Source organism: Caballeronia mineralivorans PML1(12) (genome assembly GCF_001028175.1).
Lineage (GTDB): Bacteria > Pseudomonadota > Gammaproteobacteria > Burkholderiales > Burkholderiaceae > Caballeronia > Caballeronia mineralivorans.
Window position 1 is genome coordinate 33,806 of the sequence record NZ_AEJF01000127.1, and the last position, 20,905, is coordinate 54,710.

17 protein-coding genes and 1 pseudogene are annotated in these 20,905 nt (G+C 58.3%); 12 read left to right on the top strand and 6 right to left on the bottom strand.

The genetic code is table 11. From position 1 onward, the window contains the following. Positions 1-2 precede the first annotated feature (2 nt). The 3 genes and pseudogenes from EOS_RS44670 to EOS_RS43615 all read left to right on the top strand — a co-directional run. Positions 3-162: pseudogene (locus tag EOS_RS44670) on the top strand (IS5/IS1182 family transposase); the annotation flags it as partial. 738 nt (positions 163-900) lie between these two features. After that, complete coding sequence (locus EOS_RS20615) at positions 901-1,095, top strand: 4-oxalocrotonate tautomerase (RefSeq protein ID WP_047848548.1); 195 nt, start codon at positions 901-903, stop codon at positions 1,093-1,095. A 562-nt stretch (positions 1,096-1,657) separates the two neighbouring features. Then, on the top strand, positions 1,658-2,581 hold the full coding sequence (locus EOS_RS43615; RefSeq protein ID WP_082163441.1) for a PTS sugar transporter subunit IIA: 924 nt from the start codon (positions 1,658-1,660) through the stop codon (positions 2,579-2,581). Between the two features lie 137 nt (positions 2,582-2,718). On the opposite strand, the gene EOS_RS20625 is transcribed toward EOS_RS43615, so the two are convergent. Continuing rightward, positions 2,719-3,684: a D-2-hydroxyacid dehydrogenase family protein gene (locus tag EOS_RS20625; protein WP_047848549.1), complete on the bottom strand. Its 966-nt coding sequence runs from the start codon at positions 3,682-3,684 to the stop codon at positions 2,719-2,721. Between the two features lie 182 nt (positions 3,685-3,866). Continuing rightward, positions 3,867-4,793 carry a LysR family transcriptional regulator gene (locus EOS_RS20630; RefSeq protein ID WP_047848550.1) on the bottom strand — a complete coding sequence of 309 codons (927 nt, stop codon included), beginning with the start codon at positions 4,791-4,793 and terminating at the stop codon, positions 3,867-3,869. A 294-nt stretch (positions 4,794-5,087) separates the two neighbouring features. Here EOS_RS20630 and EOS_RS20635 point away from each other — a divergent pair, with 294 nt between their 5' ends. Both EOS_RS20635 and EOS_RS20640 read left to right on the top strand, forming a co-directional pair. Then, positions 5,088-6,440, top strand: a complete 1,353-nt coding sequence (locus EOS_RS20635) for an MFS transporter (protein ID WP_047848551.1) — start codon at positions 5,088-5,090, stop codon at positions 6,438-6,440. A 45-nt stretch (positions 6,441-6,485) separates the two neighbouring features. Continuing rightward, entirely contained in the window at positions 6,486-7,235 is a 750-nt protein-coding gene (locus EOS_RS20640; protein ID WP_047848552.1) for a maleate cis-trans isomerase family protein, read from the top strand. Between the two features lie 45 nt (positions 7,236-7,280). Here EOS_RS20640 and EOS_RS20645 read toward each other — a convergent pair whose 3' ends face one another. Further along, positions 7,281-7,682, bottom strand: coding sequence for a hypothetical protein (locus EOS_RS20645; protein WP_047848553.1), 402 nt, complete (start codon positions 7,680-7,682; stop codon positions 7,281-7,283). A gap of 280 nt (positions 7,683-7,962) precedes the next feature. Here EOS_RS20645 and EOS_RS20650 point away from each other — a divergent pair, with 280 nt between their 5' ends. Next, positions 7,963-8,712: a response regulator gene (locus tag EOS_RS20650; protein ID WP_047848554.1), complete on the top strand. Its 750-nt coding sequence runs from the start codon at positions 7,963-7,965 to the stop codon at positions 8,710-8,712. Here the strand turns inward: EOS_RS20650 and EOS_RS20655 are convergent. Further along, positions 8,654-9,952, bottom strand: a complete 1,299-nt coding sequence (locus EOS_RS20655) for a hybrid sensor histidine kinase/response regulator (protein ID WP_160312515.1) — start codon at positions 9,950-9,952, stop codon at positions 8,654-8,656. The two genes, EOS_RS20650 and EOS_RS20655, sit on opposite strands and share 59 nt — an antisense overlap. A 1,132-nt stretch (positions 9,953-11,084) precedes the next feature. Here EOS_RS20655 and EOS_RS20660 point away from each other — a divergent pair. Further along, positions 11,085-11,279, top strand: coding sequence for a hypothetical protein (locus EOS_RS20660; RefSeq protein ID WP_047848556.1), 195 nt, complete (start codon positions 11,085-11,087; stop codon positions 11,277-11,279). Positions 11,280-12,198: 919 nt separating this feature from the next. Here the strand turns inward: EOS_RS20660 and EOS_RS44675 are convergent. After that, complete coding sequence (locus EOS_RS44675; protein ID WP_075645376.1) at positions 12,199-12,759, bottom strand: TetR/AcrR family transcriptional regulator; 561 nt, start codon at positions 12,757-12,759, stop codon at positions 12,199-12,201. A gap of 118 nt (positions 12,760-12,877) precedes the next feature. Here EOS_RS44675 and EOS_RS20675 point away from each other — a divergent pair, with 118 nt between their 5' ends. Then, positions 12,878-13,324, top strand: coding sequence for a VOC family protein (locus tag EOS_RS20675; RefSeq protein WP_047848559.1), 447 nt, complete (start codon positions 12,878-12,880; stop codon positions 13,322-13,324). Positions 13,325-13,542: 218 nt separating this feature from the next. Here the strand turns inward: EOS_RS20675 and EOS_RS20680 are convergent, their stop codons facing one another. Then, positions 13,543-14,382, bottom strand: coding sequence for a hypothetical protein (locus tag EOS_RS20680; protein ID WP_200908678.1), 840 nt, complete (start codon positions 14,380-14,382; stop codon positions 13,543-13,545). A 1,830-nt stretch (positions 14,383-16,212) separates the two neighbouring features. Between EOS_RS20680 and EOS_RS20685 the strand changes: the two genes are divergently transcribed. The 4 genes from EOS_RS20685 to yjfF all read left to right on the top strand — a co-directional run bounded on the left by EOS_RS20685 (position 16,213) and on the right by yjfF (position 20,901). Continuing rightward, a complete protein-coding gene (locus EOS_RS20685; RefSeq protein WP_047848560.1) occupies positions 16,213-17,181 on the top strand; it encodes an ABC transporter substrate-binding protein in 969 nt (322 codons plus the stop codon). 83 nt (positions 17,182-17,264) lie between these two features. Further along, positions 17,265-18,779: a sugar ABC transporter ATP-binding protein gene (locus EOS_RS20690; RefSeq protein ID WP_047848561.1), complete on the top strand. Its 1,515-nt coding sequence runs from the start codon at positions 17,265-17,267 to the stop codon at positions 18,777-18,779. Further along, positions 18,776-19,813 (top strand): ABC transporter permease, encoded by a 1,038-nt coding sequence (locus tag EOS_RS20695; RefSeq protein ID WP_047848562.1) that lies wholly within the window; start codon positions 18,776-18,778, stop codon positions 19,811-19,813. Before EOS_RS20690 ends, EOS_RS20695 begins: the two co-directional genes overlap by 4 nt. Further along, a complete protein-coding gene (yjfF, locus tag EOS_RS20700) occupies positions 19,810-20,901 on the top strand; it encodes a galactofuranose ABC transporter, permease protein YjfF (RefSeq protein ID WP_047848563.1) in 1,092 nt (363 codons plus the stop codon). Before EOS_RS20695 ends, yjfF begins: the two co-directional genes overlap by 4 nt. Positions 20,902-20,905: the final 4 nt, after the last annotated feature.

Genomic DNA, 20,905 nt, shown 5'->3' on the forward strand with positions numbered 1-20,905 from the left:
ACATCCGCAGCGGTTGCCGGCAATTTGTCATGTTATGTCAGCACCAGGGCCAGGATCTGTTCTCTGAAGCGCTTGTGGTAATCGACGGAAGCAAGTTCAAGGCGGTGAACCATCGGGACCGCAACTTCACGAGCGCGAAGTTGGAACGGCGCATGCAAGACACCGAGGTAGGCATCAACCGTTGGCAGAAGTACGAGTTCTACTCGTCCCATGGCTGTGTTGATACGCCTCGCGGTAGACAGCCTGCATCCGTTCGCGACGGAGGCCGAGGCGCTCATGGCAGGGTACAGTGCAGCGGGTAGCGAATGAGACGCTCGTCCCGGGTATGTACTCAAGATGATGACTTCAAGCGATCCGTGGACAGCTTCAGAAGCAGATCAGCTTACCTTGAGTCAATGTCCGCTTCATAGAACGATGAACGTCAGCTCGGGGTCGCGTGCTGCCGATCACAGACTTGCGTGGTTCACATTGCGTATGCTCTTTGCATAAGGCAGCACGCGGCCAAACTTGCAACGTTCAATGCGGCGTGGAATGAGACATCCGGTGCCTCGCGTCCGGTGGCGCCGCAATGAACTGGTCGACCATAACGCGCGTCGTCCCGACCGCCGCTCGCTTCGTATTAGCCTTGCCCTTCCCTTTGATTCGATATTGGCTCGATATCGAATCCATCGCATATCGATTGCGTTAGACGCCAAACACCGCTTGCATCAGGCGGTCGATTTCTGCAAACACTGTCGGGTCGCGACGCTTCATTTAGGATTTCGCCGATTCGCGGATCTCCTATGTCGGCTCGACGACTTTCTGCCACAGCATGCGCACCTCCTTTACCATTGTCGGCGGTCGAACGAATGCCAACAACGCCGGCATATGCCAGCAATCACTAACCAACGGAGAAATCAAATGCCAATCGTCAGGATCGAGTTGTCGCCAGGGCGGACACACGAGCAAAAGGCCAAGTACGTCGAGGAGGTGACAAAGCTCACTTCGGACGTGTTGAATTGTCCGGTCGAATCTATCGACGTCATATTCGTCGAAATCCCTCCGACGAACTGGGCGCACGCCGGGAAATTTTACGCGACGCCGAAGCAGGAATAGCTCGCACGGGGCCGCGCGAACCGGGTCACGATGCTTTGGCCGCGCTGCGGTTGCGGAAACAGCTTTGCCCTTCCCCGCTGAGTTTGCTCGATATGTTTTCGAAGCATGCGCACAGCTTTCTTCGCGTCGCCCCGGTCGCGTAGCGTCTGTCGGCGACAGACGATGGCCGGCCGACTTGAGTCACTCAAAAGGAAATTGTGAACAACGCTCCCAGCCGACATGATACGGTCCTCGGTCGACGTGAAATTCCGGCACTGTTTTACTTCTTTTTTATGAGTCTCCCCGATCTCTTGACCCGGCATTTATCAGTCTTTACCTATATTTAGAACTAAAGACATATAAATTCGATGATGAAGACGGAATATGGACCTGCTTTTCATCGGCGCAATTATCGCCTTCCGGGCGCCTTCGTCAGCAATGGCGACCGGCTGCGATAGTTCAGGTGATTCGCTGTTCGAGCCAGGGCCGGGCTGACAGTGCAGTCCGTTGCACCGGTGATTTTTACGGAACGTTAGCATCGGTCTTGATAGCCTTGGATTGAGTGGCGGAAAACGGGAGCGATATGATGCACACACTGGCGGCCCTGCGGGCTCTTTTCGCATCGGGCAAGCCCCCCGTCCACCGCCGGTCACGTCTCGCATCTGGCCGCAATGTGATGATGCATGTCACGCTCGACGCGCAGCACGCTACCCCGTTGCGTCAGGCTCTGATCCGCGATTGCGCCGGTCAGCCGTGGACCATTCGCCTCGTGCCTCTATACGGAACGGGCCGCGTGAGTCTATCGCTCTATCTCCCCAAGGAGGTAGTGAGCGGGGCGATTCAGCGAGTCGCGCATCTGGCACCGAATGCCGAGTTAGGGCAACTGTTTGAGATCCCTCATGCCCCCACCGAAGCCTGGCGGGATCTGATGCATCCCACGTCTCCTCCGAGTGTCGACCCGGCCGGTCAATCGGACGAAATGGCTTCTGGAAACGACACTCTTGCGCAACTGCTCGCCCGGGATCACGTCCTGCTCGGCCTGGACGTCGCTAACCGGGAGTCGCTTTTCGTGCACCTTGGCCGCTTCTGCGAACAACGCTTCGGGCTGCCGGCGGCGACCGTGATCGCAGGCCTCGAGGCGCGCGAATCGTTAGGCTCGACCGCGCTGGGTCAGGGGGTTGCCGTTCCGCACGGTCGAATCAAGGGGCTGCGCCGGGCCATAACGTTGTATGTCCGTCCGACGACACCCATTCCGTTTGATGCGCCCGACGGAAATCCCGTGGGCGACGTGGTCGTGCTATTGGTCCCGGAATCGGCCAACAGTACGCATCTGCATCTACTGGCTGACGTAGCGCAGCGCTTCTGCGACCACCACTTCCGGGAGCAACTCCATGCGTGTGTCGATGCACAGGCTGTGCTTCAGTTGTTCGTTGGCTACAATCCACCGGATGCTGAACGGGTCGGTTGTCGTCATGCAGCGGTCAATTCATTCGACAAGGGTCGATAGTGTTGATTTGCACGGAATCCTGGGTCAGGATTCCGTGCAAATCAACAGTCCCTGTTCATCGAGTCATTCGCGAGACCGGTCGGCGCAACACAAGGACCTCGAGTACCAGACGGACCTCGCGAGGATCATCTCCTCCGCTAGCCTTGCGCAGAACGTCCGGTTTCATCAAGCCACCGAACGATGTTCTGCACAGAATCGTTATAGAAGGTGCGATACAACTCCTTCGACACATAGCCGATATGCGGCGTCGCGAGCACGTTGAGCAATTCGCGCAGAGGGTGCGGATTGTCGAGCGGTTCGACGTCGTATACGTCCAGTGCGGCGCCGGCAATCTGACCGGTCGTAAGTGCCCCAAGCAGGGCGACGTGGTCGACGATCGGTCCCCTGGACGTATTGATCAGCCGGCTTGTGGGTTTCATCTGCGCGAGTTCCGTCGTGCCGACCAAACCTCGGGTTCGCTCGCTAAACCGCACGTGGATCGACAAGAAATCTGCCGTGGAGAACAGTACATCCTTGCTGACTAGCTGCACGCCCTTTTCCGCGGCACGCTCCGCGGTGAGGTTCTGACTCCACGCGATGACGTTCATTCTGAATGCCCGCCCGATGATGCCGACAGCCGAGCCGATATGGCCAAGACCCAGCAATCCGAGCGTCTTACCCGCTAGTTCTTCGCCCAGCGAAAGCTGCCAGCCTCCCTCACGCACGGACTGATTCTCGAGGGGAATATTGCGGGCCATCGCGAGAATCAGCGCCCATGTCAGCTCGATCGTCGGCGTGGACGAATAGCCCGTATGACGAATTTCGATGCCGCGTTCCGCAGCAGCCTCCTGATCGATCGACGCATTCCCCGGGCCGGTCGAGGCAATTAGCTTCAGGTTCGGCAGGCTTTCGATGACCACGCGGGACAGCGGTGTGCGTTCTCGCATCACGCATACGACGTCGAATGGCTGCAGGCGTTGAATCAGATTCCCGATATCGGCGACGTGGTCGTTGAACACCGTAACGTCTGCCAGGTTCTCAAGGGGCGACCAGTCCGCCACGCTCAGCGCGACGTTCTGATAGTCGTCGAGGATTGCTACCTTGATAGGGAATTTGGGGTCCATGTTGCGCGCTCCAGGAATTGAAAGGGTTAATACCTTGATCAGAACTTCCCTGAACGAATGCTAAGAAACCCGGCCCACGGCGTAAATCAATAAGTAGCGACGCCACCCATCGCGAACCGCGATGGCGCGCTAGCTCTATCAAACCGCGCGCTGTGCGGCTCGCCATCGACTTGCAACAGCCCTCATGACACGTTGCCTCGGTGCTTGTCGAGGTGATCGACCAGCATGCGCGCTGGAAGCGGCAGTGTGTCAAAATTGCGCGCGATTATTAACAGCGGCCGCAGCGACCACGGTTCGTCAAGCTCAACGACGCGAAACGGTACCGAATGCATATAAGGTGTCACGCTTCCCTTGGGCAGCACACCAATGCCGAGACCCGCGCTGACCATGTTGCGCACTCCCTCGAAACTTGTCACCTCTATGCGCACGCGAAGCCGCCTGCCGGCACGCTCAGCGGCGGCGCGACACAATTTCGGAATGGACGTACCGTGCGGCATGCTGACAACGTCGTCCTCCAGAGCTTCCGCGAAGGTCACGCTTGTGCGCTCGACGAGCCGATGATCCGACGGCACGATCACGACCAGCTTATCGACGCTGTACGGACGCCACTGCAGATCGCCGAGGGAGTCCTCGCTGGCCGAGCAGATGCCGAGATCGGCGACGCCGCTTGCGATCGCCTGCACCACTTCATCGCTCGATTTCTCGACCATATCGATCCGCACTTTCGGATTTGTGCGCAGGAAGGAGCGCAGCACGCCAGGCAGATACTGGACCATGGCGGTAAAGTTCACATAAATCCGGGCATGCCCCCTCAATCCTGCCGAATATTCAGACAGTTCGTCCGAAATTTGCTGCAGGTGTTCGCTCAGCCGCTTCGCATGATGATAAAGCGCCTCGCCCGCAGGCGTAGCTTGAACACCGCGGCTGTGCCGATACAGCAGTAGCGTGCCGGCGTCGTCTTCGAGATCTGATACGCGCTTACTGACGGCCGATGCCACGATGTGCGTGCGGGCTGCCGCCGCAGCAATGCTGCCCTCCTCGATGACAGCCACGAAAATGCGCAGGGACTCCATATCGAGTCGCAACGGCCGATCTGCTGAAACACGCATCCTCGCTCCTTCGGGTTGGATATCCGGTCAGTTTGCACCCATCGCGTTTGGCGATGCCTGTATTGAACATTGAGAAGTTTTCAATACGCCCGGCAACCGGCATCCTATGTGCCATGGAGTTCGATCCGCGCAGGACCATCGGTCAAGGCGCGGGGCCGGGCAGCGTGCATCGCGATTTTATGTCGAGGAGGCAACATTGTCCTGACCGCCGGGACATCAGCCTTTTCAGAAGCACAGGCCGGTGTACGGCGGGAACGCATGAAAGCTCTGTTGAAAATATGAAGGAGACGAAAGATGGACCACAAACAACTTGCTTTGAGCTCGCGAACTCACTGGTACGAGGGTCTCACGTCGATGCACTGGCGTGTGCTGAAGGCAAGCTTTCTCGGCTGGATTTTCGACGGCTACGAGGCACTGGCACTCGTCGTTGTTCTTGGGCCGATGCTGCATTCGGTGCTGTCGCCGGCGCAAGCCGCGTCCCCCACGACTTACGCGGGTCTGGTAATCGGCATCACGTTGCTTGGCTGGGGGGCGGGCGGTCTGGTTGGCGGGATTCTCGCGGACTATGTCGGACGCAAGCGGATGATGCTCTGGTCCGTATTCCTCTATGCGGTGTTGTCGGGTTTGACTGCGTTCTCGCAAACCTTCTGGGTGTTGTGCGGGCTGCGTTTCCTGACTGGCCTCGCAATGGGCAGCGAATGGAGCACGGGCGTCGCGCTGCTGTCGGAAACCTGGCCGGAGCGGGCTCGTGCGAAAGGGGCGGGCTTCCTGCAATCGGGCTTCGGCTGGGGCACGCTGATCGCAGCGGTCGTGTGGTACGCGCTTTCGTCGGCGCATCCACTCGGTGCCGAAACCTGGCGGCTGATGTTCGTGCTTGGCGCAGTCCCGGCGTTCTTTGTGCTGTACATCCGCCGCGGGATCAACGAGTCGGAGAAATGGCAACGCGCGGTGAGCGAGAAACGCTGGAGTGCGACAAGCACCCAGCGGGTTGCGGGCGACGCACCTGCATCCGGGAAGCGCCCCTTCACGCTCACACAACTGTTCAGTGAACTGGAAGCGCTGCGCCGCACGGTGCTTCTGCTGGTGCTGTCGATTGTTACGACCGTCGGCTGGTGGGCCATTTCCAGTTGGCTGCCGACCTACACCGTGTCGCTCGCTAAAGCCGAGGGTATACGGGACGCCTTGTCGTGGGGCTCGAAGATATCGATCGCGTACACCATTGGCGCGATCGTGGCTTACATGATCGCAGGCTTCGTAGTAGATGCAATTGGCCGGCGGGCCTTCCTGTCGCTGACTTTCGTCGGTGCGTTGGTAACAACGTTTATCACGTACAAGCTCACGACGAGCGTCGAAGCGATGTTGGTCGTGGCCCCGATCAATGGCTTCTTCACCCTGGGCTGCGCCTATGTCTGGATGGCAATCTACCCATGCGAACTTTTCACCAGCAGCGTGCGTTCCACCGCGATCAGTTTCGTTTTCAATGCGGCGCGCCTGATCGCATGGGTCTTCCCAATCATTGCGGGCAGCATGATCAAATCGTTCGGCGGCGTGTCGCAGGCTGCTTTGGTACTCGGTTCGGTGTATCTGCTCGGCATCGTGCTGCCATGGTTCTTGCCTGAAACGCGTGGCGCAGGCATGCCGGACTGAGACAGCTCAGAATTTTGGATACCTAAAGTTATTTCGGAGAAGAAAATGTCTCAAAATTTTCGTATTGGACAGATCGTTCCAAGCTCAAATACGACCATGGAAACTGAAATTCCCGCCATGTTGCGTGCTCGTGAAGCGATCCGCCCCGAGCGGTTCACGTTCCATTCGAGCCGGATGAGAATGCACAAGGTCACGAAGGAGGAATTGGTAGCAATGAACAAGGAGGGCTTGCGTTGCGCGGCGGAACTCGCCGACGCTCGTGTTGATGTCATGAGCACGGCATGCCTGGTCGCGATCATGGCGATGGGACCCGGATATCATCGGGAAACTGAACGCGAACTGTTGGAGGCTGCTCGTGCCAATCATTGCATGGCACCTGTCATGACCTCCGCGGGAGCTTTGGTAGAAGGTCTGAAGATCATGGGCGCTCGCCGGATTTCGCTTATGGCGCCGTACATGCGGCCCTTGACCGACCTCGTTGTCGCTTATATCGAAAACGAAGGCATTGAAGTAATCGATTCCCTCTGCTTTGAGATTCCCGACAACCTTGAAGTCGGTCTGCGCGACCCGATGCAACTGGTCAACGACGTTCGGGGCCTGAACACGGAAGGCGCGGACGTAGTGGTGGCGTCCGCATGCGTCCAAATGCCCTCATTGCCGGCGATTCAGCGCATTGAAGACATGCTGGGAATCCGCACCGTTTCGACTGCGGTATGCACCGTCCGGGGCATGCTGGATCGGCTCAAGCTTGAGCCGATCGTCCCTGGCGCGGGAGCGTTGCTTTCCGGCGCATGATCGGCAACGCAGTCGAACCGAAAGGCGGTGGTAGCGTGATGACATTCACTCCTCGCATTGCACGTCCTGCTTTAGCACAACGATAATCACCGGGTATGTCCCCCGGTCGAGTTCCACGCGCGCGACCACGGCCATCGTCGCGCTGTCGATGTCGTCGTACACGCTGACTCTTTCATGCCGAAGGCTTGTGACACCGGTACAGCCAGACGCGCGACCCTCGTCGGAGACCTTGCATTGGATCGGGTTGTCTGCAAGGTAGCGATATTTGTCTCTGTCGGGGGTCGCAAGGTATTCACGAAAGCTCTGTGCCGATCCGCCAACGCCGGTAACAGACCCAATGGCGCACTGCTGTTTGGGTGTATCGCTGCCCCCGGATGTTTCGGCTTTCGCGGCCGGGCTTGCGACCGCGATGACCGCTGCAAGTGTCGATGCAAGGAGGTATCTCATGGCGCAAATCACGGTTGTCGGTTCGAAGTGCTGGATTGTAATGGCATCTTGCCCAAGGGGTCTGAAAGCGACGAACGGCTGCTATTGCCAGACTCGAAGCGCGGTTCAGGGGCGGCGACGGAAGTTCGGCGCTACGAGAGGTGCATCATATCGCCTGCCCGTGGCACCGGTGCGCTGCGTGTACTATGCAATTTGAACACAGCGGATGATTGCTACGGATGTAGCATCATCCGCCGTGTAACTGCAGCTCGCCTCGAAAGCGGTTCTGGGAGACGATGAAATGCGCGTACTGATCGTCGACGATCACGAGCTATTCAGAGCCGGATTGGCGCTGCTACTGAGAGAGCTCTTTCCGAACATCGAGTTGCTGCACGCGAGCACGTTGTCGCAAGGCGTGAATCATGCTCTTGGCGAGCTCCTGAACATCGTTTTTCTCGATCTCGACCTTCCCGATGGCCACGGTTGCAACGCGCTTGCCGAATTGAAGGAGTCGCGACCATCGTTACCGGTGATTGTGATATCGGCCGACGAGAGCGTGGAAACCATTAGTCGATGCATCGAACTTCGCGCCATGGGATACGTGCCCAAATCGTCGCCTCCTGAAGCGCTTCATGCAGCAATAAGCGCGGTGCTTGCCGGGGGCGTATTCCTGCCCGCCTCCAGCATCGCAAGGCTCAGGCGTGACATGGGCACGGACGAGACTCCGGCAAATGGACCTGTGAAAGCGCAGTCGAGCGGTAATTCAGAAATGAGCAACGCATCCGAGCTGGGACTCACTCCGAGAGAGTTCGAAACGTTGGCGTGGCTGGTGCGCGGACTTCCCTCCAAGGCAATTGCGCTGAGAATGGGGATCGAGGACATTACGGTACGCAAATACGTCAGTCATCTGCTCGCGCATTTCAATCTGCGGCGCCGTACGGAGCTCATCGTCACGCTGGCGGATAGAGGGATCAAACTGGGCGTCCCACCGGTCACGGATCCCGCGCATGATCGAAGCCTGTCGGCTGTTGGGCGGCCACGAACCGACTGACTTCAGCGAGCGTGCTTTCCGGCGTGGAAGATTTCCGCAACAGCACGAACGGCTCGGCGAAATCGCGAAGTGCCCGAGGAGACACCAGTTCGCCTGTGATGAACGCGACGGGAAGCACGCCCGCCCAAGCGAAATGCTGCCTGATCCGTTCGGCAACCTCGATACCGGTCGGCCCGTCGCGAAGCCGGATGTCGGTGACGATGATGTCGGGTGCGCGGCCTTCATCGGCCAGAATCGCTTCGAATCCCGTCATCGACTCGGCAGCATCCACCAGTGCGCCAGCACTGAGGAACAACCGGCGCAGGCCTTCGAGAACGGTCGGCTCATCGTCGCAGAGCAAGACGTATTTGCCCTTAAGGATGGACGTGCATGTGTCGCTCTTTTGATCGTCCGTCCCGATGACTGGTGCCATTTGCGATATCGGGGCGTACAGCGAAAAGCGCGATCCGCGCCCCTCGACCGACCAGAAACGCATGCTGTGCTTTGGCAGAATCCCGACAACCCGGTGGACTATAGACAGACCGAGCCCGAGGCCTTTCGAGCGATCGCGACCCGGGTTGTCGATCTGATAGTACTCGGCGAATATCGCATCCCGATGCACGGGCGAGATACCGACGCCCGTGTCCCACACGTCTATGCGAAGCCGTTCCCCGATCTCCACCCAGCCGACAACGACACCACCCACGGAGGTGTTCTTGATCGCATTCGATATGAAATTGGACAATACCCGCTTGAACAAAGAGCGGTCACTTTCAATGGCCGGTGGGCGGCGGCGATGCACGCTGATTCTGAATTCGATGCCCCGCGCCCTCGCCGGTTCAAGGTATTGCTCGAAAACCTCCGTCAGCACGTCCTGCGTATCGACCGGCGACAGGTGCGGGATGTACGAGCCTAGTTCGCTATAGTCCTGAATATCCTTGAACATGTCGAGGATGTCGCGTGCCGTCTCCTCGATGACGTCGAGATCGTGACTTGCGGCGTGTTCATCTTCGAGTTTTATCTGCGCGCTACGGATGAAGAGGTTGATCGCGGCGAGGGGCTGCTGGATGTCGTGGTAGGCCGATGAGAAGAACCGTTCCTTCTCTTTAACGAGTTCTTTCATACGTTCATTTTGCTGGTTGACTGCGCGGGATGCCGCTTCAATGCGTGCCTTGGCTGCGCGCAACGTCCGCCGGAACACAAATTCGCGCCGGGCAGCGAGTTCAAACTGAATGCAGACGACAATGCCAACGAGATACATGATAGACACCATAGTCCCGCGGGAAACCGTGTCGGCTGCCAGCGTGGAAACGTTACCCCATGGCCAAAGGTAAAGGCACAGTTCGGTAAGGTTGAAGGTAACAGCGCATAGTCCGACTAACCACGCTGCCGTGATTGCGCGAAGTCGAAACGACGTGAATATCACGAAAAGGATAAGCAAAAAACCGGGGAAAATTTCCCGGCCGGCCAGGGCCATCGGGTAAAGCATCATCAATCCCAATAGGGCCAACCAGCTGCTCAGCGTCCCTACACAAAGGCATCTGACAGCCCAGCGTTCGTCAAGGCCGCGCGGTCCCCACATCAACCATATCGGCACAGCCATACCCACGACGCCTGCAAGGCGAACATAGCCAATGTCGAAGAGGATGCTGGGATCAAGCGCGTTCAGCAGCCACCAATCACGGCCAACAAACATGATCCACATCAGTATGCTGCCGGCGCCAGCGAGCCTTCGTTGGCCCGCGTAGCGACGTGCATAGTCCATACGGAACGCACGTTCCAAAGCCGCCGACCTAAACTTCCGTACTACGAAGCCTGACGATCTCATAAGGCTGCTTGATTAGGAAAGCCGCCGTGGGCGGATAGTCGCGGCATCGAGAGGCGCCTAAGGCGCACCACTGGTTAGACAGGTCCTATCGAACGTGGCTAACGGAGTAAGACGGCAAATTCCAGCGAAAGCGGCGCGGGTGGTCACGGGCGCACAACACCCTCGTGCGTCGCCACAGTGCGATAAAAACAGAATAGCAGGTCGTCATTCCTGCCATCAGCCACAAATGTATCAGCAACGGGATGCGCCCTTGCCCGCACCTGGACGGTCTGGAAAGGAGCTCCGTCATGAAGGGCGACTACCTGATACATCACCCCGGATCGGCCAACAGGAGTGCATACATCTTTCGCCTGCGTTGCTTGTCCATCGCCTACGCATGTGCGTTGCGACGGCGTGTCGCCCGACCAAGAATGACTATGACAGCAACGCTGCAAGGGCATTCGTCGAGCGCACCCGGATCGGTTGATCGTCGCCGGAGCTGAACCCGCCTTGGCTCGTGTGGGGACTGCTGTCGGTCGGCGAAAGATGCACAGGCCGATCCCTTAAACTCCGAAGGAGAACGCTCATGAAACTTCATCAATCAATCACCGCCTGTCTTGCCCTGATGGCTGGAGTCACAGCAGGCGGATGCTTCGCCCAATCAGCGACCAACCCGAACGAGTCGGTGGCGGCCGGCAACGCCCCGCAGGATCCAGCGGTCGCGGTTCCGGCTGTCACGCCGGCACCCCCGTTTCCCTTGGAAAAACACGCGCGCAAGTGATACGCGAGCTGGAGGATTTTCAGAACAGTGACGAGGCATCGCACATGCATGATCTTTACCGAGGCAACTAACGAGGCCTCGCGGGCGAGAAGGGCGTTTCGACCATCGAACCGTCGTCGGCGTTCCGTTCTCAACGGTCGAAGGACTAGGTTCGTCGACGTCCCGGACCTCGGTACGGTTGCTGTAGCAACATTCGTGATCGAAGGGTTCGCACGCGGGAACAACGTACATCAATACCTCGCCATTTTCGGCCCGCCTGGCGAACGCAGCGCCGCGTCCAACTGGCCGTACTTTGTCCTCTCGGCGATTACAGAGGTAGGAGACGGATGTGCCGTCGATGTGCGCGGAGTTCGGGTTTCGAAAGTACAAAACGACTTGTCCGTCGACGTAACGTTGCCGACGTTTTTGATAGCGACAACCGGCTACTGTGGGGAGGAGCATCGAACGTATGTGTTTCGTTCGATCGACGACGCTACAGTAAAACGTTTGGAGTTGAAGCAATGATGAACTGCCCGCCTTTGGCAACGGTTACCCATTTCGGGCCGGCCTTAGCGCCTGCGCAGGCGGCCTGGGACTTCCGGCTTCAGCCGTGAAGGGACACTCGATTACGCGACCTACATTGCCCACAATCGACCTTCATTTCGCTGGCAATACGGCGCTCGTGTCCCGGTTTGAGACGGACTCTTGGCGCTCGAAACTAAGACGCGCCCGTCCTATCAGAGCTGGCCGCCGGGCCTCAAGATCGGTAGATAGAACTCGACCCCGAAACATCGCTAGGATCCGCTTCTATTCGATGTTAAGCGGCTTCCGTTTCCCTCCGTGGGCCGTGAGCGGGCGACCCTGGATGCGTTGAACGCGGCATGCCGGAATTGGGCGATCGCCGCGCTCATCGTTGACCCTCTGATTCTCGGAGCGAGCGCTATGCTTGTCTATCCAACGCCGCAAGGACGATATTGCGCGCGTGGAGCAGGACGGATTTTTGCTCGTCGGGGGAAACCTCTACGAACCCGAGTCCTCGGAGCAGAAAAATACCTTCAACAGCCAGCAGTGCATGACGGACTTCAGCAACCTCGCCATATTCCGATCGAAGCGGATCGAGCAGAGCGCGGTAATGGCGTCGCACCGGCTCCAGCATGTCAGGGGCGTGCACCAAGGCGGTTACGAGAAAGGCCGCCTTTTGGGTCGTGGCGTCGTCCTCGTCCAGTGCTTCCTCGATATACGCGAGGACCAATTCGACCGGCCCAGTCGGTCCACTGCCCAGTCGCCGACGTACTGCCTCCTGAAAACGGGCTACTTCTCGTTCCAGCGCCGCGTGTACCAATCCATCCTTAGTTGGAAAGCTATAGACGAGACCGCCCTTGCTGATTCCCGCGCGCTCGGCGACGGCATCGAGTGTGAAATTTCGGCCACCAGATTCGAGGATTACGGCCTCGGCAGCATCTAAAACCCTGTCTTTGTCGATTTCCTTTTTTCGCGTCACAACAACCCCTTGCTTTTCCGACTGATCAGTCGTATAACATTTCCGACTGGTCAGTCAGATTAGCGCAGCGATGCTCGCGGCGCAAGATTGTTTCTCAGCTAACTCCTTGGGGTACGTTATGAACGAACATGAAAAGGAAGATCTATTGCCTGCCGTGACCCTTGGTCACTTTGTTATGAAAGTGCAAGATGTTGCGGCGAGCTATAGCTTCTATATTGGTTTAGGTCTGCGCGCATTCAGCACCTTTCCTGGAATGGCGATCGTTGAAATGCGTGGTGGCACGCATTTGCTGCTGTTCCAAAAGGGCGATGATCAGGCTGACGCTTTGCGGAACAGTCAGAATGGCCAGAGGCCTGATTTCAGCAGCGAAAAAATAGACCTGATGATCGCGGGGGGTACAACAGCGGATCTGGAATCCTACAGGGTCGGCCTGATCGGTAAAGGATATGCACCATCAGCTATCGCGGATGGGGAGCTATACGGCCACCACTATTTCTCGATGCAGGATCCCGATGGCAATGGCATCAGTTTCTATACCAGCCACTGCAGCGATCAGCCCGTTTGATATTACAGCTGGTTAGTCGCGCAGCATCCGCCATTTCGCTTTATTTCTCTTCACCTAGCCCGCTCTCGACGTCTCGCCATATCAACGTAGAACGGCCGCTTCCTGGGGATCTGAAGGGGTCGACTTCGGCTGTTCGACATCGGACCGAGGTCGGCCATCAGGCGTGATCTACCACGCGGGCATTTTTGTCATGCGATCGTCGGGCTTACTTGTAAACGCTACTCAACGCCCAGTACGAACGACATCAGCACATTCAGTTTTGTGTTCATGTCTGAAGCCGCAGACGCTGCATTGGCCTGCGGCAAGGCGAACCACTTGCCCACAGCATTGGGGTCGAACCTTTGCTGCTTCAGAAACGAAGACACAGCATCCTCCCAGGCGAAGAGCTCTCCCGCGCAAAGCTCGGATGACTCTTGAGAGCAGGCCCGCTGAACAACCATTCCCGAACCAATGTAGTTGAGAAGCGCACGGCGCGCCTTTTCATTCGCTTTTGTGGTTGGTGCTTCCAACTTCGGCTTCGGCCCAAAGTAGACTCCGATGGTGCCTGGCTGTAATGTCGGGTCACTGGAAAAATTAACCGGCCCCCCCATCAGCTTAAATGCTGCTATCAATACTTCTTGGCTAACGTCCACTCGACCCCAATGCCCCATGTGCGGTGGTACTTTTGGCAAGTCCACCATGTCATCACCGCGGCCGGCAATCGATACGCCGTCAACCGGCACTAACTGCTGCATTCTGAATACTCTGTCCGAATCGATTTCCCAGCCTGCCTCGCTCAACAATCGCAGAAAGTTGCCTGCAGCTACGCACGATGCTTCACTCCACTCAACGCACCCAATGCGCAGCTTGTCCCGCTGACCGAACTGTCCGGTTCGGAATAATTCGAGGTATTCATCGTGACGGGAACCATCAACGGCATACGCGTCACTCACAGTCGCGGGTATAGCCATATAGATGCCAAGTGCAAGCCCGAGGACGCCGACGAGCGCGCCTACGCCTGTAAGTTTCGCGGTTAAAGACCACCGCTGCCATTGCGCCCATGTCGGGATCAGGAGCATCCTACGAATTCTTTCAAGCAATCCCATTGACTCCCATCGCCCGTTGATTTTGACGTGCCTGTGCACAGGGCCACAACGCAAACAAGCTCCGTCTTGCACTCGAGCACTTCAGCCACGAAGCGGTCCTCGTCGTGCGGCCCGTTTCTGTATATCGGCATCGAACAACTGCAACTGAAGAGCATTAACGTTAGTCCAAGGCGAGCGACATCGCTGACAGGAGCAACTCAAGAATGTGGGAGGGAGGCTTGCTGGTCATTCAGCGGCAATGTGAACCCGGATGACCAGCGACTGCATGGATGTAATACGAATGTAATTCACAGTTCACTGTGCGTGTTTATAGGCTGGGGCCGTAATCCCGGTGACAGGGCGATCGTCGTCCCAGAGGTATCGGTACGACCAGGCGCCTGCTTTTTAGGTGGCAGTGGCAGCCGCAGCCTGCAATTCGGCGAAGGTTTTGGCGGGGTTGCCGTCGTTATTTGGATCAAACGCCCGCCATTCCCTATCGTCTATTTAGTTGACAAGGCAGAACGGTGATCGGCTCATTTAATACACGTTTGTCATACGGCAAACGGCCGTTGTGCTTCAAGCAGCCGTTGCGATGATTCGACGTCGACCGACTGCTATCGGGTCGATCAGCGACTGTCGCGGACGGTCAAGTTTTTCACTTACCTGGCACAGATTTCACTTTATGTGGCACCCGACGCAGGCCAACCCGGCCGACACCGTCATCGACGCAATTAACGCGTCTATGGCACCCGTTGCTCGCTCCCGAGAGTGCGTCGCCGCTGCTGCTGCAAATCAAAAGACTTCGAACGAGCACCAGTTGGGCACAAAATCCGCAAAGATAAAAAATCGTCGACGTATGTCAGACCAAGCTTCTCCAACAATCTCACGCTGGTTGCGGTGCGAGGAGGGTGCGGCTAATTGCGCTTGGCAGGTTCAGACTTCAGGCCGGAGTTCGTGAAGTTCTGGGACCGGTTTGCAACGTGGGGTGCATCGGCTTAAAACGTTTGCGGACCGCGTTCGTTACGATGTGAGGTTGGTGATTTGTCACGCATGGACAGTGCGCTCAAGAGCAGCACTGTGCCTATCATCAACACAAGATATACCCCGACCATCGGCCAGTCTGATTCAGTCATGTCCCTTCGCCCTTTCGCGGCATCGCGCAGAACGGTTGCGCATTATTGATCGGGAGTACGGCACGCCAGACAAAATCTTGACACGACCGCTTGAGCTGAGCAATAGCGCGCTGGCAAGATGATCTAACCGCATGTTGCCAATCGTTTGCGCAATCGTTCGCCCAGTTTAAAACCTGCTACAAACGCCGGCGTCAGTCACAGCACGATCTGTTTCGTCACGCCAGCCCAGCGTCACAACGATCTTGACCGAGACATCCTGGATCGTCGTGCAGCCCTCTACGAAAGCGCCCGCCAAAGTAATCAGGGACAACTAGCTTGAAAACTTACGGATAGTTCCAAGTTAAGTGAAGCGCGGGTTCAACGTTAAATGAACAGATCGGCGGCAAAGCCTTATACCGTTGACCTGCGCAGTTCCACGTTGCATAGGCGTCTACACGGACGGCGTTAGTTCAAGCAGTGGAATCACTCCGATTGTTAATCTGATCCGAACAGTATTTCTGATTCATCCATCGGCGCGAGTCAACCTCCCCTTCCCCATACCAATTCTGGTATCGCAAACGCCAAATAACTGATTGGACCGCCATGAACCCCGGCGCTACGCTTCAATCCGGTACGTACTCGAACCAGTCGACCGCGCGCATCAATAATCGCGGCAGTACCGAACACAAACACAACTAAATCGGAGACAAACATGAGACATGCTCGACGCGCAGCCATCGGTGCGCTGCTTGGTTCTGCGCTGATGCTGGCCGCAAGCGTAACTGCCTACGCCGAAGACAGCAAAATCACCCTAGGTTTCTCACAAGTCGGCGCGGAAAGCGCATGGCGCACCGCCAATACCGTTTCAGTCAAAAGCGCAGCCAAAGACGCCGGCATCAATCTGAAATTCTCCGATGCCCAGCAAAAGCAAGAAAACCAGATCAAGGCGATCCGCTCGTATATTGCCCAGAAAGTCGATGTGATCGCGTTCTCTCCCGTCGTGGAATCCGGCTGGGAACCGGTGCTCATCGAAGCGAAAAACGCGAAGATTCCAGTGATTCTCACCGACCGCAATATCGATGTTAAAGACAAGTCGTTATACGTAACCATGATCGGCTCTGACTTCCTCGAAGAAGGCCGGCGCGCCGGCAAATGGCTCGAAGATCACTACAAGAACGACCCAGGTCCCATCAACATCGCCGAGTTGCAAGGCACGGTCGGCTCCGCGCCCGCCAACGACCGCCGCGCCGGCCTGCTGGAAGTGATCAAGAACGATCCGAAGTTCAAGGTCATCGCATCGCAAAGCGGCGACTTCACGCTCGCCGGCGGCAAACAGGTCATGGAAGCCTTCATCAAGACCTACGGCAAGCAGATCAACGTGGTCTACGCCCATAACGACGACATGGCGCTCGGGGCAATCCAGGCAATGGAAGAGGCTGGCGTGAAACCCGGCAAGGACGTGAGCGTCGTCTCGTTCGACGCCACCAAAGGCGGCTTCGAAGCCATGGTCGCGGGCAAGATCAACGTCGACGTGGAATGCAGTCCGCTGCTCGGACCGCAACTCATGACCGCAGTGAAGGAGGTAGTGGCGGGCAAACCCTTGCCCAAGCGCATCGTGACCGAGGAAACGGTGTTCCCGATGAGCGTTGCCGCGCAAGTACTGCCGCAGCGCAAGTACTGAGTTGCCGCGAGTCCGCCGCGCCGCCGTCCACTCGACACGGCGGCCTTGCGGCGGACTTCCAACCTCCTCTTTCGGCCTCGCTCATGACCGGTTCACCCATCCTCGAAACCATCGGCATCTCCAAGTCATTCCCCGGCGTAAAGGCGTTGCAGAACGTCGATTTCCGCTTGTTTCCCGGCGAGATCCATACGCTGATGGGTCAGAACGGCGCCGGCAAATCGACGCTCATCAACGTGCTCACCGGCGTACATACACACGATGCCGGCGAGATACGGCTAGGCGGTGAAGTCGTTAATTTCGCTGCGCCGCTCAACGCGGAAGCGGCCGGCATCCGGACGCTTTATCAGGAAGTGAACCTGTGCCCGAATCTATCCGTCGCTGAAAACGTGTTCGCCGGACGGCAGCCGAAACGGCATGGCGCTATTGACTGGAAAAACATTCATGCGCGGGCCGAAGCGGCGCTCGCCGACCTTAACGTCTTCCTGGATGTGACCAAATCGCTCGATACGTATCCCATCGCCGTGCAGCAGATGGTGGCGATCGCGCGCGCGGTCTCGGTGGACGCACGCGTGCTGATACTCGATGAACCGACATCGAGTCTCGATGATGGTGAAGTCGCAAGGCTCTTCGACGTCCTGCGCAAGCTCAAACAATCGGGCATCGCGATCCTGTTCGTCACGCACTTCCTCGAGCAGACCTACGCAGTGTCGGATCGCATCACGGTCATGCGTAATGGTGAAAGTGAAGGTGAATATCTCGCCTGCGATTTACCGGTGGAATTACTTGTTTCAAAGATGGTGGGCCACGAACGGATGACCGAGCGCCTGAAGCGCGCGGCCGGTGAGCCACCGGCACACAAGGCCGCGGTGCCGCCCTTCTTCGAGATGCGTGGCATCGGCCGGCGCGGCCTCATGAATCCCGTCGATATCGACGTGCAGCCGGGCCAGATTCTCGGACTCGCGGGTTTGCTCGGTTCTGGCCGGACCGAAACCGCCCGGCTCCTGTTCGGCGCTGAGCGCGCAGATGCGGGTGCGATGTCTATCGACGGCAAGCCGGTGAAGCTTCGTTCTCCTCGTGATGCGGTGCGTCGCGGCATAGGGTATTGCCCGGAGGACCGGAAGAAGGAAGGCATCGTCGCTGATCTGTCGATACGCGAAAACATTATTCTCGCGCTGCAGGTAAGACGCGGCTGGTGGCGCACTATCGGCAAGGCGAAACAGCGTCAGATAGCGGATAGTTACATCGAACATCTCGGCATCAAGGCGTCCGATGCCGAACAGCCCATTGGACTTTTGTCGGGTGGAAACCAGCAGAAAGTCCTGCTGGCGCGCTGGCTTGCAACCGAACCGAAAATGCTGATCCTCGACGAACCGACGCGCGGCATCGACGTCGCGGCGAAATTCGAAATCATGGATCGCGTGCTGGCACTCTGCGCGAAAGGGCTCGGCATTGTCTTCATCTCGTCGGAGGTGAGCGAGGTCGTGCGCGTGAGTCACAGGATCGCCGTGCTACGCGACCGGCGCAAGGTGGCGGAGGTCGAGGGACATGCGGCATCGGAGGATCAGGTTTATAAACTCATTGCGGGAGGCAGCCGATGAACCGGATCAAGGCCGCACTGCAGCATCCTCTCGTATGGCCGTGCCTCACGCTCGTGTTGCTGATCTTGCTCGACCTGAGCCAGAACGCACACTTCCTGTCGATCTCCGTGCTCGATGGTCATTGGTTCGGCGCGCCCATCGACATTCTCAATCGTGCCGCCCCGCTCGTGCTCGTCTCGCTCGGCATGACGCTGGTGATCGCGACACGCGGCATTGATATCTCCGTCGGCGCGGTCGTCGCGATTGCCGGAGCGGCGGCGGCCAGCATCCTGGCCGACAATCCGGCGCACGTCCCTGGAGCACTCGCCGCCGCGCTTGCGGTGGGCGTGCTCGCCGGCATGTGGAATGGCGTGCTGGTGGCGCTCGTCGGCATGCAGCCGATCATCGCGACGCTGATCCTGATGGTGGCCGGCCGCGGCGTCGCACAGTTGCTCACGGGCGGCCAGATTATCCCCATCGGCGCGCCGGGATATCTGGTGGTCGGCGGCGGTTATCTGGCTCGCATGCCGTGCTCGGTGTGGGTTGCCGCGGGCGCTATTGCGGTGACCGCACTACTCATGAATCGCACGGCGCTTGGAATGTTCATCCGCGCGATCGGCATCAATCCCGTAGCAACAAAACTGGTCGGCTTGCGGTCAAGTGCGATCGTGTTCGGCGTGTATACCTTCTCCGGTTTGACCGCGGCCATAGCAGGTATTTTGATCAGTTCGAATGTGCGCAGCGCCGACGGCAACAACGCCGGCCTGCTGCTCGAACTCGATGCGATCCTTGCCGTGACACTCGGCGGCACGTCGCTGCTCGGCGGCAGGTTCAGCCTTGCGGGCACCGTGCTCGGCGCGTTGATCATCCAGACGCTGACGTACACCACTTATTCCATCGGCGTGCCGCCTGAAGCCACGCTCGTTGTGAAGGCGGCCGTGGTGCTGGTGGTCAGCGTGATCCAGTCTGCCAGCGCCCGCACGGTAATCATGCGGCAACTAAAACGCGCCTTCCCCTTCGCCCCGAAGAAGCCCCTTGCCGAGGCTGCAAAATGAGGAACCTTCTCGACCGCCTGGTCGATCCGCGTACGCTGCCGATCGTCGTCACCATCGTTTTGTTCTTCGCGCTGTTCGGTTTCGGCTCGGTGATGTACACCGGATTTTTCTCGCTGCAGGTGCTGCTCGGCCTGCTCGTCGACAACGCCTTCCTGCTGATCGTCGCAATCGGCATGACGTTCGTGATTGTCTCGGGCGGTATCGACCTGTCGGTGGGTTCGGTCGTGGCCTTGACAACCATTCTCTGCGCCGTATTCACCGAGCACCTGCATTGGTCCATATGGGTGATCGTGCCGCTCGTGCTTGTGCTGGGCGCGTTGTACGGTGCGGCCATGGGCGCGCTGATCCACTTCTTCAAACTGCAGCCGTTCATTGTCACGCTGGCTGGCATGTTCCTCGCGCGCGGCGCGTGTTTCCTGATCACGACGCAGTCCATCACCATCAACGATCCCAGCTTCCACGCGCTGTCAGGCTTCCATATCGACATTCACGGTGCCTCGATCACGGCCGGCGGCCTGATCGCGATCGCAACGCTTCTGCTTGCCATCTTCGTCGCGCATTTCACGCGCTTCGGGCGCAACGTCTACGCGGTTGGCGGCAACGAACGTTCCGCGTTGCTCATGGGGCTGCCGGTGGCGCACACCAAGGTCGGCGTCTATGCGTTAAGCGGGTTCTGCTCGGCGCTCGGCGGCGTGGTGTTCACGCTGTATGTGCTGTCGGGCTACGGCTTGCAGGGCCAGGGCATGGAACTCGATGCGATCGCCGCCACGGTCATAGGCGGGACCTTGCTCACGGGCGGCGTCGGTTATGTGATCGGCTCGGTCTTCGGCGTGGGCATTCTCGGCACCATCCAGACGCTCATCACCTTCGACGGCACGCTGAGCTCGTGGTGGACCCGCATTGTGATTGGCGCCCTGCTATGCGCGTTCTGCTTGTTGCAGCGTGTAATCGAACGGCATGCGGCACGGCGCAAGTCCGACGGGACAGCGTCGGGTGAGCGAGCGGGTTCGAAGCTAAGACGGAATGCGGCACAGCAACACGATCCCGCGAACAAAGCCGATCCCGTTGCGCTGGGATCCCGGAGTTGACGCA

Coding starts and splice junctions, on each gene's coding strand:
- EOS_RS20675 (WP_047848559.1), top strand. CDS start 12,878: ATGAACGAACATGAAAAGGAAGATCTATTGCCTGCCGTGACCCTTGGT.
- EOS_RS20615 (WP_047848548.1), top strand. CDS start 901: ATGCCAATCGTCAGGATCGAGTTGTCGCCAGGGCGGACACACGAGCAA.
- EOS_RS20645 (WP_047848553.1), bottom strand. CDS start 7,682: ATGAGATACCTCCTTGCATCGACACTTGCAGCGGTCATCGCGGTCGCA.
- EOS_RS20655 (WP_160312515.1), bottom strand. CDS start 9,952: ATGTATCTCGTTGGCATTGTCGTCTGCATTCAGTTTGAACTCGCTGCC.
- EOS_RS43615 (WP_082163441.1), top strand. CDS start 1,658: ATGATGCACACACTGGCGGCCCTGCGGGCTCTTTTCGCATCGGGCAAG.
- EOS_RS20660 (WP_047848556.1), top strand. CDS start 11,085: ATGAAACTTCATCAATCAATCACCGCCTGTCTTGCCCTGATGGCTGGA.
- EOS_RS20640 (WP_047848552.1), top strand. CDS start 6,486: ATGTCTCAAAATTTTCGTATTGGACAGATCGTTCCAAGCTCAAATACG.
- EOS_RS20625 (WP_047848549.1), bottom strand. CDS start 3,684: ATGGACCCCAAATTCCCTATCAAGGTAGCAATCCTCGACGACTATCAG.
- EOS_RS20680 (WP_200908678.1), bottom strand. CDS start 14,382: ATGCTCCTGATCCCGACATGGGCGCAATGGCAGCGGTGGTCTTTAACC.
- EOS_RS20650 (WP_047848554.1), top strand. CDS start 7,963: ATGCGCGTACTGATCGTCGACGATCACGAGCTATTCAGAGCCGGATTG.
- EOS_RS20630 (WP_047848550.1), bottom strand. CDS start 4,793: ATGCGTGTTTCAGCAGATCGGCCGTTGCGACTCGATATGGAGTCCCTG.
- yjfF (WP_047848563.1), top strand. CDS start 19,810: ATGAGGAACCTTCTCGACCGCCTGGTCGATCCGCGTACGCTGCCGATC.
- EOS_RS20635 (WP_047848551.1), top strand. CDS start 5,088: ATGGACCACAAACAACTTGCTTTGAGCTCGCGAACTCACTGGTACGAG.
- EOS_RS20695 (WP_047848562.1), top strand. CDS start 18,776: ATGAACCGGATCAAGGCCGCACTGCAGCATCCTCTCGTATGGCCGTGC.
- EOS_RS20685 (WP_047848560.1), top strand. CDS start 16,213: ATGAGACATGCTCGACGCGCAGCCATCGGTGCGCTGCTTGGTTCTGCG.
- EOS_RS20690 (WP_047848561.1), top strand. CDS start 17,265: ATGACCGGTTCACCCATCCTCGAAACCATCGGCATCTCCAAGTCATTC.